The 13,930-nt window shown below is 66.6% G+C and carries 12 protein-coding genes and 1 tRNA gene; 5 read left to right on the top strand and 8 right to left on the bottom strand.

Annotated features, from left to right (window positions below; all coding sequences use genetic code 11):
• Positions 1-163: 163 nt before the first annotated feature.
• The 5 genes from ACK41U_RS10980 to ccmI form a co-directional block, all read right to left on the bottom strand.
• Positions 164-240: transfer RNA gene (locus ACK41U_RS10980), tRNA-Met, on the bottom strand.
• Between the two features lie 225 nt (positions 241-465).
• Positions 466-1,410, bottom strand: a complete 945-nt coding sequence (locus ACK41U_RS10975; RefSeq protein ID WP_409679737.1) for a DMT family transporter — start codon at positions 1,408-1,410, stop codon at positions 466-468.
• A 145-nt stretch (positions 1,411-1,555) separates the two neighbouring features.
• A complete protein-coding gene (locus ACK41U_RS10970; RefSeq protein WP_409679734.1) occupies positions 1,556-1,735 on the bottom strand; it encodes a DUF1289 domain-containing protein in 180 nt (59 codons plus the stop codon).
• A gap of 129 nt (positions 1,736-1,864) precedes the next feature.
• Entirely contained in the window at positions 1,865-2,335 is a 471-nt protein-coding gene (gene ruvX, locus ACK41U_RS10965; RefSeq protein ID WP_409679731.1) for a Holliday junction resolvase RuvX, read from the bottom strand.
• On the bottom strand, positions 2,332-3,579 hold the full coding sequence (ccmI, locus tag ACK41U_RS10960) for a c-type cytochrome biogenesis protein CcmI (RefSeq protein ID WP_409679728.1): 1,248 nt from the start codon (positions 3,577-3,579) through the stop codon (positions 2,332-2,334). The genes ruvX and ccmI overlap by 4 nt, the downstream gene beginning before the upstream one ends.
• A gap of 209 nt (positions 3,580-3,788) precedes the next feature.
• Here ccmI and ACK41U_RS10955 point away from each other — a divergent pair, with 209 nt between their 5' ends.
• From ACK41U_RS10955 to ACK41U_RS10940, 4 genes are read left to right on the top strand one after another with little or no spacing between them, the layout of a single operon-like run.
• A complete protein-coding gene (locus ACK41U_RS10955) occupies positions 3,789-4,070 on the top strand; it encodes a hypothetical protein (protein ID WP_409679725.1) in 282 nt (93 codons plus the stop codon).
• 13 nt (positions 4,071-4,083) lie between these two features.
• Complete coding sequence (locus ACK41U_RS10950) at positions 4,084-4,653, top strand: DUF1523 family protein (protein ID WP_409679722.1); 570 nt, start codon at positions 4,084-4,086, stop codon at positions 4,651-4,653.
• Positions 4,650-5,588 (top strand): deoxyribose-phosphate aldolase, encoded by a 939-nt coding sequence (gene deoC / locus ACK41U_RS10945; RefSeq protein ID WP_409679720.1) that lies wholly within the window; start codon positions 4,650-4,652, stop codon positions 5,586-5,588. The genes ACK41U_RS10950 and deoC overlap by 4 nt, the downstream gene beginning before the upstream one ends.
• Positions 5,589-5,595: 7 nt before the next feature.
• Positions 5,596-7,932 (top strand): aldehyde dehydrogenase family protein, encoded by a 2,337-nt coding sequence (locus tag ACK41U_RS10940; protein ID WP_409679718.1) that lies wholly within the window; start codon positions 5,596-5,598, stop codon positions 7,930-7,932.
• 139 nt (positions 7,933-8,071) lie between these two features.
• Here ACK41U_RS10940 and ACK41U_RS10935 read toward each other — a convergent pair whose 3' ends face one another.
• The 3 genes from ACK41U_RS10935 to ACK41U_RS10925 form a co-directional block, all read right to left on the bottom strand.
• Positions 8,072-9,037, bottom strand: a complete 966-nt coding sequence (locus ACK41U_RS10935; RefSeq protein WP_409679716.1) for an ABC transporter permease — start codon at positions 9,035-9,037, stop codon at positions 8,072-8,074.
• A complete protein-coding gene (locus ACK41U_RS10930) occupies positions 9,030-10,037 on the bottom strand; it encodes an ABC transporter permease (protein ID WP_409679713.1) in 1,008 nt (335 codons plus the stop codon). Before ACK41U_RS10930 ends, ACK41U_RS10935 begins: the two co-directional genes overlap by 8 nt.
• A gap of 110 nt (positions 10,038-10,147) precedes the next feature.
• The gene (locus ACK41U_RS10925) at positions 10,148-11,851 is read right to left on the bottom strand and encodes a peptide ABC transporter substrate-binding protein (RefSeq protein ID WP_409679710.1); all 1,704 of its coding nucleotides are present in this window, start codon (positions 11,849-11,851) and stop codon (positions 10,148-10,150) included.
• A 246-nt stretch (positions 11,852-12,097) separates the two neighbouring features.
• On the opposite strand from ACK41U_RS10925, the gene ACK41U_RS10920 reads away from it, so the two are divergent.
• A complete protein-coding gene (locus ACK41U_RS10920) occupies positions 12,098-13,930 on the top strand; it encodes an ABC transporter ATP-binding protein (protein ID WP_409679707.1) in 1,833 nt (610 codons plus the stop codon).

The raw sequence follows: 13,930 nt of genomic DNA, 5'->3' as shown, positions 1-13,930 counted from the left end.
GGATGCGTGTCGGAACTCTCCCCATCAAGGTGATGCTATCGCGCGGCGGCGCCGATGCCGGCGCAAACCGTGCGCGCAGTCGCATTGGGGAATGCAAAGGCGGTGTGAGGATCGTCTGGAAGGGCGTTCGTGCTGCCATTTCAACGCGTATCGGGCGGAGAAATGGTAGCGGAGGAGGGACTCGAACCCCCGACACGCGGATTATGATTCCGCTGCTCTAACCAACTGAGCTACTCCGCCACGAACAGGCCGCGATTTAGTCCAGCCACTCGGGGGCGTCAAGCGGTTTTCCTGAGAAAGGTGATCATGTCTGTGGTCCAATGGTGGGATCACGGGGATCTGGCCCGCGGGGGCGTGACGGCGCGGGCGAGCGTATGACCTCGATCAGGATGAGTGCCGCCAGAACAGCTGTCTCGACGGTGACAAGCGGGGTTGCGCGGCACCGCTGCGGTGCCGCGCAGCGGTTTATTTCGGCTGCTGCTGCGATGCCTTCACCAGCGGTTCGGTGTCGAGGGCGCCGGTCATCTTGCCGCGCCGCTCGGCCAGCACGGCCTGCAGGTTGGACAGCAGGATGATCCCCCCGCCAAGAAAGACCCACAGATCAATCGCCTCGCCATAGGCGTAAAAGCCCACCACTGCCGCCATTGGCACGCGCAGAAAGTCGATCGGGATGACAACCGAAGCCTCGAGCCGCTTGAGCGCCTGAGCCTGACAGAAATGCGCGCTGAGCGCACCGATGCCCGCGACCAGCATCCATGGCACATCGCTGACATGAACCGGGCGCCAGTCTGTCAGCGCGGCGATCAGGCCCAGAGGCAACTGGATCAGGATCATCCACACGACGATGGCGCCGGGCGAGCAGGACCGCGTCAACCGCTTGACCATGATCAGCGACAGCCCGTATCCCGCCGCCGCGATCAGGACCAGCGCCGCTGCCGGGTCGACCATGCCCAGACCGGGCCGCACGATGACCAGCACGCCGACAAACCCGCCCACCGTGGCCAGCAGGCGCGCCCGGCTGAGGCGTTCGCCCAGCAGAAGCCAGGCGAACAGCGCCACCCAGATCGGCATCGTGAACTCCAGCGCAAAGACCGAGGCCAGCGGCAGCAGCACGATGCCGATGGTCCAGAAATACTGCGCGGTGAAATGGATGACGTTGCGCGCCAGGTGCAGCGGGACGGCCTGCATGCGCCTGATTTCGGGCAGCAGGGCGCGGCCCACGGCCAGAATGACAATCAGCCCGACCAGCGCGCGAAAGAACAGGACCTGCCGGATCGACAGGGTCGCGGCCATTTCCCGCGAGCCGACCGACATGGCGATGAATGACACCATGCTGAACGCCATCCAGATCAGCCCCTGGGTAAAGGACGATCCGGGCAGCCTGCGCCCTGTGGCTGAACTGACTGACATGATGAACTCCGGTTCAGAAGGTTGACGGCTCTTGTTGCCCGTTCGTCAGGCAGATGAAAGACCCGTTCCGGTCGTTCCGGTGCCGCGATGCGATAGAATGGACACAGGTCCCGGGCTGCGGGGTGAGGCCGCCCGGAGTTCGGCCTCAGGGCCGCGTAGTGGCACGTCGGTGCGGGAGATCGGCGATGATTGCGCGTTGCTGCGCGGGGGTCAGACCGGACCAGCGCGCGATCTCATCGAGGCTGCGCAGGCAGCCCGAGCAGAGCCGGGTGCCGGGGTCAATTGCGCAGAGCCGGATGCAGGGGCTGGGAGGAGCGCTTGTCATGGAATGCCGTTGGACAAAGGGTGCCGCATGAACAAGGGGCCGGGACGGGCGATGCCCGCCCCGGACGCTGCCGCTTGGCCGGGGCCGTGCGGCGCACGGCGGGGGCAAACGGGGGAGAGGCGGGGCAGATCAGCGGGCGAGGTATCCGAGCCGGTCCAGCGCGCCTTGCAGGATATAGCCCGCCGCGACCTGGTCGATCACCTCGGCGCGGCGCTTGCGCGAGGTGTCGCCCTCCAGCAGCGCGCGCTCGGCGGCCACGGTCGACAGGCGTTCATCCCAGTAGCCGATCGGCAAAGGCGTCAGCGCCGACAGGTTGCGCGCAAAGGCACGGGTCGATTGCGCGCGCGGCCCCTCGCTGCCGTCCATATTGCGCGGCAGGCCGAGGATGAGGCCCGTCAGCCCACGTGCCGATGCCAGCGCCAGAAGATCGGCGGCATCCAGCGTGAACTTGCGCCGCTTGATCACCAGCAGCGGCGAGGCGACCTGACGCAGCCCGTCGCTGACGGCCACGCCGATGGTCTTGGTGCCCAGATCGAGGCCCGCCACCGCGCCATGGCGGGGGAGGGCTGCGGCGAATTCGGCCATGTCCTCGATGATCATTGCACCAGCCCCGCGTCCTGTGCGGCCTGCGTGATCACGCCAAGCGCCTCGTCCGATCCGGCAAAGCGGACCTGCGCCTCGTCCCGGATGGCGCGGGCATCGGCGTCGCGCCCCAGCACCGACAGGGCCATGATCAGCCGCGCCCATTCCTCAGGGGTGCCGCCTTCGTGGGCCAGCCGCGATTGCAGCCCGGCGACCATGCCCTCGATCATCTGCTGACGCTCGGCGGCGGGCATATCCTCGGCTGCCTCCAATGTGGCCGCATCGGGGCCGGGCAGGGCGGGCATCACCGGCGCGCCTGCCGGCACCTCGGGGGGGGCGTATCCGGCCTCGCCCGCCAGCCAGGCCAGATCCTCGATCGCGGCGCGGATCGAGGGGGTCCAGGGCGCATCGGCAGGCCCCTCTTCCAGCAGGCGGCGCCAGAGGGTGAAGGCGCGGTCGGGGCGGCCGTTCTGGATCTGCAGCACGCCCAGCAGATAGCGCGCCTGCGGCTGGCCGGGATCCGCGCGCAGCGCGCGGACCAGCATCGCCTCGGCCTCGGGGGTGATGATCCCGCCCGCCGCCTCGATCATCAACGAGGACAGGCGCATGAGGTCGGTCGCATCAGCCTGATCGCCCTGCAGCGCGACCAGTTGCTCGGCGGCCTCGCGGGCGGCGGGCAGGTTGCCAAGGCGCATCTCATTGGTGACCAGCAGCGACAGGCCCTGCCGGTCCTGCGGGTTCTGGGCCACGGCGGCGCGCAGCTGTTCGATCAGCGCCAGATAGTCGGGGTCCAGTTCGGCGGGGTCGGGGGCAGGGCGCGCGGGGGCTGCGGCCTCGGCCTCGGCCTGCGTGGGACGGGTGCGATAGGCGGCCTCGGCTGCGGCGAAGCGCTCGGCGATGGGCATGTCGGGGGCGCCGGGCACCCCCTCGCGCAGATAGAGCGCGAATGTCCCGCCCAGCAGAACCGCCAGCACCGCCGCCACGACCAGACCGCCGCCATGGGCCGCCGTGGGACGGGCCTGCGTCACCCGCTTGTCGGCATCCAGCACCTTGCGCCCGATCTCGGCGCGCAGGCGTTGTGCGTCCTCGGGCTGGATCAGGCCGCGGTCCAGATCGCGGTCCACCTCGCGCAGCTGGTCGCGATAGACGCGCAGATCATAGGCCGCCGCAGGTTCGGACCCGGCGCCGCGTCCGCGCCAGGCGGGCAGCAGAATGACCAGACCGACAATCAGGGTCAGCGCCCCGCTGAGTATCCAGAACATCACATCCCTTCCCTTGGGCCTCCGGCTGGGTCGTCCATATCCGGGATCGCACCGGATCGAAAGCGCCGCCATGCCGCATCACGCCTTTCTGTGGAGGCCCCGCAGCCACCGCCACTGCCGCAACTTTGACGCGACGCGACGTCTGGCCCCGCCCGCGCGGGGCGTGCTAGGCTTTGCGCAACCGGCCAGGGCAGAAGGGGCAAGGCATCGTGGGAGCACTGATCCGGCTGTTTCTGTTCATGTTCGCGGTGCAGCTTGTGTTCTATGTCCTGCTGCGGCTTTATGTCCGTTCGCTGCGGCTGGAGCGGCTGGAGAACCGGTGGGACGCGCGCCATCCCGAACTGGCGGGCGACACACCGGCGCGACGGGCGTTCATTTCGCGGTCGATGGTCGGGTTCGAGCGCAGCCTGAAGGCGCGCCTGACCTGGCTGGTCTTTGTTCTGCCGTCGCTGGCGATGCTGGGCATCGTGGCGGCGGTCAACTGGCGCTAGGAGGTGCCGCATCATGTATTACGCCCGTGTCGTTATCGGGGTGTTGTTCGGCGTGCTGGTATTCGCGCTGCTGGACTATACGCTGCCCTCGCGAGAGACCGTCAGGATCAGCAACACCTATAACCGGCTGACCGCCATCCCGCCCTCGGCCTCGGTGTTCTGGGCCTCGGACAGCACCGGCACGGTCGAGAACATGCAGGGCCAGCGTGATGTGCGCTTTGTCGACACGGTCCGCCCCGGCGGCCGCGTCCGCGTCTATCGTAACGAGGATACGGGCTGGGTCTGGCCGCCCTATTTCAAATATGACAGCGCCAATCTGCAGGCCGAGGCGACCAATCTGCAATCCTCGGCGCAGGCGCCGATCTGGGTCAGCATCACCTCGTATGGCTGGCGGATGCCGTGGCTGTCGACCTATCCCAACGCCATCTCGATCAACACCGTGGCAGGCCCGAACGAGCGCCCGCTGAACTGGCCCGCCATTGCGATCTGTCTGGTTCTGCTGGCGTTTCTGGCCCTGATCTGGCGGATGTGGGCGCAGTTCCGGCAACGCGGGCTGGCACGTTTCCGCCGGGGGCCGCGATGAGCAATCCCGGCACCGCGCTGCGGCCCGACTGGTTTCAGGGCATCCGCATCAACACCCCTGCCGTGGAACGCCGCGCGGCCACCCTGCCCAGCCGCCGCAGCCTGAAAAAGGACCATCAGGCGGCGTGGCTTCTGAACGCCGTGCGCTGCATCGACCTTACCACGCTGGCGGGCGATGACACGCCCGACCGTGTGGCGCGGCTGTGTGCCAAGGCCCGCCAGCCCATCGACGCCGGTCTGCTGGAGGCTGTGGGCGTCACCGGCCTGACCACCGGCGCGGTCTGCGTCTATCCCACCATGGTCGCGCCCGCCAAACGCGCGCTTGAAGGCAGCGGCATCCCCGTGGCCAGCGTCGCCACCGGCTTTCCCGCCGGTCTGATGCCCCTGGACCTGCGGCTGGCCGAGATCCGCTATGCCGTGGATCAGGGCGCCGATGAGATCGACATCGTCATCACCCGCGCCCATGTGCTGCAGGCCAACTGGACCGCGCTCTATGATGAGCTGCGCGCCATGCGCGAGGCCTGCGGCGCGGCCCGGATGAAGGCGATCCTGGCCACCGGCGATCTGAAATCTCTGGAAAATGTGGCCCGCGCCAGCCATGTCGCCATGCAGGCCGGATCGGACTGGATCAAGACCTCGACCGGGAAAGAGGGCGTGAACGCGACGCTGCCCGTCTCTCTGGTCATGTGCCGCACCATCCGCGACTATCACGCGCAGACCGGCCACAAGGTCGGCTTCAAGCCCGCAGGCGGGCTGCGCACCGCCAGGGACGCGATTGCGTGGCAGGTGCTGATGGCCGAGGAACTGGGCCGCGACTGGCTGCGCCCCGGTCTGTTCCGCATCGGCGCCAGCAGCCTTCTGGGCGATATCGAACGCCAGATCAGCCACCATGTGACGGGCCGCTACGCCAGCGCCCACCGCCAAGCGATCGCCTGAGGACCCCATGAGCACAGTGAGCGAGATCATGCAGAGCATGGACTACGGCCCCTCGACCGAGGATGCCTCGGCCGCGCGCGACTGGCTGGCCCGGCGCGCGGCGTTCGGCCATTTCATCGGTGGCGCCTTCACCAAACCGGGCAAGAGTTTCGAGACCCGCGACCCTTCGACCGGCGAGGTGCTGGCCCATGTGACGCAGGGCACGGATGCCGATGTCACGGCGGCGGTCAAGGCTGCCCGCCGCGCACAAAAGGGCTGGGCGGCTTTGTCGGGGACGGACCGGGCGCGCTATCTCTATGCACTGGCCCGGCATGTGCAGAAACGCGAACGCTTTCTGTCGGTGCTGGAAACCCTGGACAATGGCAAGCCGATCCGCGAGGCGCGCGACATCGACCTGCCGCTGGTCGCGCGGCATTTCTATCACCATGCGGGCTGGGCCGAGTTGCGCGACAGCCAGTTCCCGGACCATGCCCCGCTTGGCGTCTGCGGCCAGATCATCCCGTGGAATTTCCCGCTGCTGATGCTGGCCTGGAAGATCGCGCCGGCGCTGGCTGCGGGCAATACGGTGGTGCTGAAACCCGCCGAATACACGCCCCTGACCGCACTGGCATTTGCCGAGATCTGCGCCGAGGTCGGCCTGCCCGCAGGCGTGGTCAATATCGTCACCGGCGACGGGGCGACGGGGGCGGCGCTGGTGGCGTCAGAGGTGGACAAGATCGCCTTCACCGGCTCGACCGAGGTTGGACGCGGCATCGCGCAGGCACTGGCCGGGACGGGCCGCCGCCTGACGCTGGAACTGGGCGGCAAGTCGCCCTTTGTCGTGATGGAGGACGCCGATCTGGACGCCGCGGTCGAGGGCGTCGTGGACAGCATCTGGTTCAATCAGGGGCAGGTCTGCTGCGCGGGCTCGCGCATTCTGGTGGCCGAGGCGGTGGCGCCCCGCTTCGAGACGCTGCTGGCCGCCCGCATGGCCCGCCTCCGTGTCGGTCCGCCGCTGGACAAGTCCACCGATATCGGCGCCATCGTCGATCCGGTGCAGAAAGACCGCATCCTGTCGATCTGCCGCGCGGCGGTCGATGCGGGCGCCGAGCTGGTCGGCGGTGCGGCGGATGAGGGCTGCTTTGTCGCGCCCGGCTATCTGAAGAACATCGCCCCCGCCAATCCCGGCATGGAGCAGGAAATATTTGGCCCCATCGCCACCCTGTCCACCTTCCGCACGGCGGATGAGGCGGTCGAACTGGCCAACAACACCCGCTATGGGCTGGCAGGCTCGGTCTGGTCGGAAAGCGTCACCGTGGCCACCGATCTGGCGGCCCGGATCAAGGCCGGGATCGTCTGGATCAACAGCGCGAACCTCTTCGATGCCGCCGCCCCCTTTGGCGGCTATCGCGAAAGCGGCTATGGCCGCGAGGGCGGGGCTGCGGGCATGCTGGATTACCTGGCTGAACCTGCCATCAAACCCGCGCGCGAAGCTGAAACGAAAGCGCCGGTGACGGCGACCGAGGGCACGCCCGGCAAGGGGCAGGGCATCGACCGCACCGCCAAGCTGTATATCGGCGGCGCGCAAAAGCGCCCGGATGGCGGCGCGATGTATGCGGTGCCGGGCGGGCTGGCGCCGCTTGGTGGCCGCAAGGACATCCGCAACGCGGTCGAGGCGGCGGCCAAGGCCGGGAAATGGGCGGCGATGGGCGGGCATGCCCGCGCGCAGGTGCTGTATTACATCGCCGAGAACCTTGCGGCCCGCGCAGACGAGTTCGCTGCCCGCACCAGCAAACCCGAGATCACCGCCGCCATCGCGCGCGCCTTCCACTATGCGGCATGGGCCGACAAGTTCGACGGCGCGAATGTGCAGGCGAAACCCGGTCATCTGGTCAATGTCATCCCCGAACCCTTCGGGATCATCGGCATCGCCTGCCCGAACACGCAGCCTCTGGCGGCGTTCATGTCGCTGGTTCTGCCGGCGATCGCGATGGGCAATGCGGTGGTCGCGATCCCGGCACAGGACGACCCGCTGGCGGTAACCGACCTGTATCAGGTGCTGGACACCTCGGACCTGCCCTGCGGGGTGGTGAACATCGTCACCGGCCCGCGCGCCGATCTGGCCCCGCATCTGGCCGCCCATGATGAGGTCGCAGCCTTCTGGCATGCAGGTGCATCCGGGGAACTGGCGGCGATCGACCGCGCGGCCAGCGGCAACCTCAAACCCGTCTGGCCGGTGCCCCTGCGCGACTGGACCGGCCCGCAAGCACAGGGTGAGACCTTTCTGCGCCACGCCACTCGCCTCAAGACGATCTGGCTTCCCTACGGCGCCCTGCCTTCGGGCACCGGCAGCGCGGCCTATTGAACAGAAAAAGGGGGCTTTCCGCCCCCTCTTGGCCTTCGGCCAATTCACCCCCCAGGATATTTTCAGCCCAGGCAAAGGCGCCATTGCCGGGGCCGAAAATATCCCGGGGGAGTCCCGAAGGGACGGGGGCAGCGCCCCCTCACCGCCCCCGGATGCGCGGGTCCATCGCGTCGCGCAGACCGTCGCCGATATAGTTGACGCAGAGCACCGTCAGCGAGATCAGGACACCGGGAAAGATGACCCGCCACGGATACAGCACCATCTGATCGACCGCGTCATAGAGCAGCCGCCCCCAGGTCGGGAAGTCCGGCGGAAAGCCCAGCCCCAGAAAGCTGAGCGCCGATTCGGTGATGATCGCCGTGGCAATGCCCAGGGTCGCGGCGACCATGATCGGTGACATGACGTTGGGCAGCACATGGCGCAGGATCATCCGATGCGCGGGGGTGCCGATCGAACGCGCGGCCAGGATGAACTCGCGCTCTTTCAGGCCCAGCACCTCGCCGCGCACGATGCGGGCGGCCTGCATCCAGCTGGTTGCGCCGATGGCTGTCACGATCAGCAGGAAGATCCCGAAGGCTGCGCCGAAATTCTGCGACAGGGGCTCGCGGAACAGGGTCACCATCAGCAGCAGCAAGGGCAGCAGCGGCAGGGCCAGGAACAGTTCGGTCATGCGCATCAGCGGCGCGTCCAGCCGGCGGAAATAGCCCGACAGCACGCCGATCAGGCTGCCCAGGAAGATGGCGATCACCATGGCCGTCAGCCCGACCGCGATCGAGACCTGCCCGCCCGCCATCAGCCGCGCCAGAAGGTCGCGGCCCAGCTGGTCGGTGCCAAGCGGGTGGGCCAGCGTGAAGCCCTGATTGCGGGCGCGGATGTCGACGAAGGTCGGGTCGATCCGCCAGATCAGCGGTCCGACCGACACGAACAGGATGATGCCGATAAACAGGCTCAGCGCCACCATGGCGCCGCGGTGGCGGCGGAACTGGCGCCAGACATCGGACCACTGGCTGCGGTGGATGACCGCCTCGGGGGCGGCGGGGCTTATGGCAGGGCCTCCGGCGGTGGGGGTCATCTGTTCGGCGGGGGGGCGTGTCGGCTCAGTCATAGCGGATCCTCGGGTCCAGCACCCCATAGAGGATGTCTGCGATCAGGGTGAAGAGGACGATCAGGATGGCAAAGATGAAGGTCAGGGTCATCACCATCGGAATGTCATTGGCGTAGATGGAGGAGATCAGCAACTGCCCCAGCCCGTTCACGCGGAACACCTGTTCGGTGATGATGGCGCCGCCGAACACCGCGGGCAGGCCAAGCGCGATCACCGTCACGACCGGGATCAGGCTGTTGCGCAGCGCGTGTTTCAGCACCACCTTACGTTCCGACAGGCCCTTGGCGCGGGCGGTGCGGATATAGTCCTGCCCCAGATTGTCCAGCATCGACGACCGCATGAACCGGCTGATCTGCGCCGCGTTGTACAGCGCCAGCACCGTCACCGGCATCACCATCTGCCGCACCTGCGCCAGAAAGCTGTCCCAGTCCCGCACCACCAGCGTCGTGTCATAGACCGAGGGGAACCATTGCAGGTTCACCCCAAAGACGATGATCAGCACCACACCTGTAAAGAAGGTCGGCATCGAGAAGCCGATCATCGACACGAAGGTGCCGATCTGGTCGAACAGGCTGTACTGCTTGTAGGCCGACAGGATGCCGATGGGCACGGCGATCAGGATGCCCACGATATAGGACATGCCCACGACGATCAGGGTCTGCGGCAGGCGCTGTGCGATCACGTCAAAGACCGGGCTGCGCGACTGGAAGCTGACGATGCGCTGCGCGCCCTGACTGAAATCCGTGCCGATCCAGCGGTCGGTCCAGTAGAGCGGCTCGACCCAGAAGAACTGTTTCAGCCACAGCAGATAGCGGACGGGCCACGGCTCGCCCAGACCAAGGGCGGCGCGCATGCGTTCGCGCACCTCGGGGGGCACGGTCAGGGGCACATCGCCCAAGGGGTCGCCCGGAGATGCCTCCAGCAGCAGGAAGATCACCAGCGAGATGAACAACAGGGTGGGAATCGCCAGAAACAGCCGGCGGAGGGTGAATGTCAGCATGATGCCTCGGTCGGAAGGGGGCGGGCAGGGACCAGCCCCGTGTCACGGCCCGCGCGGGGCCGCGATCAGAGGGCGCCGCCCCGGTCGCGGAAACCGGGGCGGCAGAGAGGTCATTCCGCGATGCGGTACCAGTCGGCGGTGTTCCAGATTTCGCTGTCCCAGGCGTTCAGCTGCACGCCGCCAAGCGTGTTGGCATGGGCCGAGGCGGTGCCGCGATAGACCAGCGGGATGATCGCATTGCTGTCTTTCGTCAGCATGTCGTTCATCCGGCGACCCATTTCGGCGCGCTCATCGGGGTCGATGATGCCGCCAAGCTGGGCGACAAGCTGGTCATATTCCTCGTCGCAGAAGCGGCTGATGTTTTCGCCCTGCCACTGGTTCGCGGGCGAAGGGGTCTTGTTGCAGGTCCATTTCGACAGATAGGGCGTCGGGTTCACGCCATCGAAGTTGTCGGCATACATCTGCACATCGGCATAGAATTTTTGCAGCGTATCGGGCGAACCCGCATCCGAACCGAAGAAGACCGAGGCATCGACGGTCTTCAGCTCGGCATCAATGCCGATCTCCGACCACCACTGCTTGATCAGCGCCTGAAAGTCCTGACGCACCGCATTGACCGAGGTCTGATAGAGCATCCGCAGCTCGACCCCGTCCTTGGCGCGCACGCCATTGCCGCCCATGACCCAGCCGGCCTCTTCCAGCAGCGCATTGGCGCCCTCGATGTCCTGGGCCAGGCAGTCGGTGTTGTCCGAGGCCCAGGCTTCGGGCGCGGGAACATAGTTGCAGGTCGGCTGACCCGAGGTGCCATAGCCGATCTCGACCAGCAGTTCGCGGTCGATGGCCATGGACAGCGCCTGCCGCACCGCCGGATCGGACAGGAAGGGGTGCGGGTGCTGGCTCGTCGAACGCTCGCCCTCGGGCAAGCTGGACGAGGGGTTGGTCAGGTTGATGTGCAGACGCTCGACCAGACTGCCGAAGGCGGCCGAGACCTGACCGCGACCGGCGGCCTCCATGCTGGCGATCACGTCGGGGGCCAGCTGGGTGTTCCACGCATAGTCAAACTCGCCGGTTTCCAGAACAGAACGCGCCGCGCCTGCCGCATCGCCGCCGCCCTTGACCAGCATCGTGGCAAAGGCGGGCTTGTCGGGGTCGCGGTATTCGGGGTTCGCCTCAAGGCTGATCGTGTCATTGGTCAGGAATTGCGTGACGCGGAAGCCGCCGGTGCCGACCGGGCTGAAGTTCTGGTCGGTGCAGGTGGGCGCATTTGCGCCGAGGCAGTCCGCGAACTGGGCCTTTTGCAGGATCGGCGATTGCGAGCCGACAAAGGTGGTAAAGGGATCGGGGCGCGGCTCGGTAAAGGTGATGCGGACGGTGTGCGGGTCGACGGCCTCGACCGATTCGACACCCTCGAACTTGGCCAGCTGCGAGCAGCCGCCTTCGGGATGCATGCAGTATTCGGCGGTGAACACCACGTCATCGGCGGTGAAATCGGTGCCGTCCGACCATTTGATGTCGTCGCGCAGCTTCCAGGTGATCGAGCGCAGATCCTCGGCAATGCCGCCATTCTCAAGGCTGGGCATCTCGGCGGCAAGGCGCAGATAGATATTGCCCTCGGCGTCGAAACCCGCCAGCGGCTCCAGCGTCAGGCTGGCGGCGATCATCTCTTTGGTGCCGCCCGACAGATAGGGGTTCATGGTCGAGGGGGCCTGCCACAGGATCAGGTTGACCTGACCGTCGCGGCCTCGTTCGGCCATGGCTGCCGGTGCCATCACCAGCGTCGCCACTGCGCCCATCAACACGGTTCTCAATTTCATCACACTCTCCTGTTGGGTCTCGTGCGCGTGGGGCAGCCACGTCACACCGGCCATCTTCGGGCCTGTTCTTGGTCGCGTTCCCGCATGTGTCAGGTCCGGTCTGCCCCGCGCTGAATTCGCGCATCATCGAACGAAGCCCGCGCGGAAAGCAAGACCATTCGCGCAAGGTCGCACGCGCGGTTTCGGCTTTGACCTCTCGGCGGGCATTGGCTAGCCTGCCCACTTGGACAAATCCGGGGGCCGGCCATGCTTGACGACAAACCTCTTGTTTCCATTGAGAAGCTGCGGGTCGAATTCGAAACGAATGACGGGGTCGTCGTCGGCGTCAAGGATGTCAGCTTCAACATCAAGCCGGGTGAATGCGTCTGTGTGGTGGGCGAATCCGGCTCGGGCAAGTCGGTCAGCTCGCTGTCGCTGATGCGGCTGGTGGAATATGGCGGCGGCACGATTGCGGGCGGCGCGCTGATGTTCGATCCCGGCGACGGCCGGATGATCGACCTTGCAAAGCAGTCCAGCGCCGCCATGCGCGACATCCGCGGCAACCAGATCGGAATGATTTTCCAGGAACCGATGACGGCGCTGAACCCGGTCTTTACCGTGGGCGACCAGTTGACCGAGGGGCTGATCGCCCATCGCGGCCTGAAGAAATCCGAGGCCCGCGCCCGCGCGCTGGAGATTTTGCGGCAGGTCCGCATCCCCGAACCCGAACGCCGTCTGGACCAGTATCCGCATGAATTGTCGGGCGGCATGCGCCAGCGCGTCGTGATCGCCATCGCCATGGCCTGCGAGCCGCGCCTGCTGATCTGCGATGAGCCGACGACCGCGCTGGACGTGACGATTCAGGCTGAAATTCTGGCGCTGATCGACCGTTTGAAGCGGGAGAAACAGATTGCCGTTCTTTTCATCACCCATGACATGGCCGTGGTCGCGCAAATGGCAGATCGTGTCGTGGTCATGTATCGCGGCAACAAGGTCGAGGAAGGCCCGGTCACCCAGATATTTGAAAATCCGCGCGAAGATTACACCAAGATGCTGCTGGCCGCCGTGCCGCGTCTGGGCGAGATGACCGGCAAACCCGCCCCCGAACGCCTGCGCCTGATGCAGGACGGCACGACCGGCGCCCCCGAGCCGATCATCGTCACCGACCCCAAACCGCTGCTGACGGTCAAGAACCTGACCACGCGCTTTGCCGTCAAAGGCGGCCTGCTGCGGCGCACGGTCGCGCGGGTGCATGCGGTCGAGGATGTCAGTTTTACCATCAACGCGGGCGAAACGCTGTCTCTGGTCGGCGAATCGGGCTGCGGGAAATCGACCTGCGGACGCTCGATCCTGCGGCTGGTCGAACCCGAATCGGGGACGGTCGATCTGGGCGGCACCGATGTCATCGGCCTGTCGCAGCGCGATCTGCGTCGCGCCCGGCGCGACATGCAGATGATCTTTCAGGACCCGTTCGCCAGCCTCGATCCCTATATGAAGCTGTATGATCAGGTGGCCGAGCCGATGCTGAATTACGGCATCGGCAGCAGATCGGAACGCGAGGACCGCATCGCCGCACTGTTCGACCGGGTCGAGCTGCCGCGCAGCTTCATGCGCCGCTACCCGCACGAGATGTCGGGCGGACAGCGCCAGCGCATCGCCATCGCCCGCGCCCTGGCCCTGAACCCCAAGCTGATCATCGCGGACGAGGCCGTCTCGGCGCTGGACGTCTCGGTACAGGCGCAGGTGCTGAACCTGCTGATGGAGCTGCAGCAGGATCTGGGGATTTCCATGCTGTTCATCAGCCATGACATGGCGGTGGTCGAGCGTGTCAGCCATCATGTCGGCGTCATGTATCTGGGCCGCATCGTCGAGATGGGCACCCGCGCGCAGGTCTTCGAGAACCCCCAGCACAGCTACACCCGGCAGCTGATGCTGGCGGTGCCGGTGGCCGATCCGCGCCAGAAGAAGATCAGCGAGGATCTGAAATTCCGCCCCATCCCCTCGCCCATGCACCCGGTCGACTATGTGGCGACCCCCTCGGTCTATCGCGAGGTGGCGCCGGGGCACCGGGTGCTGGTTGATCCCGTGACGCATTCCTAG

It is taken from the genome of Paracoccus sp. (in: a-proteobacteria), assembly GCF_046289755.1.
Classification (GTDB): domain Bacteria; phylum Pseudomonadota; class Alphaproteobacteria; order Rhodobacterales; family Rhodobacteraceae; genus Paracoccus.
The sequence above is the reverse complement of the archived record's forward strand: the minus strand, read 5'-3'. Positions and strand labels throughout refer to the sequence as shown.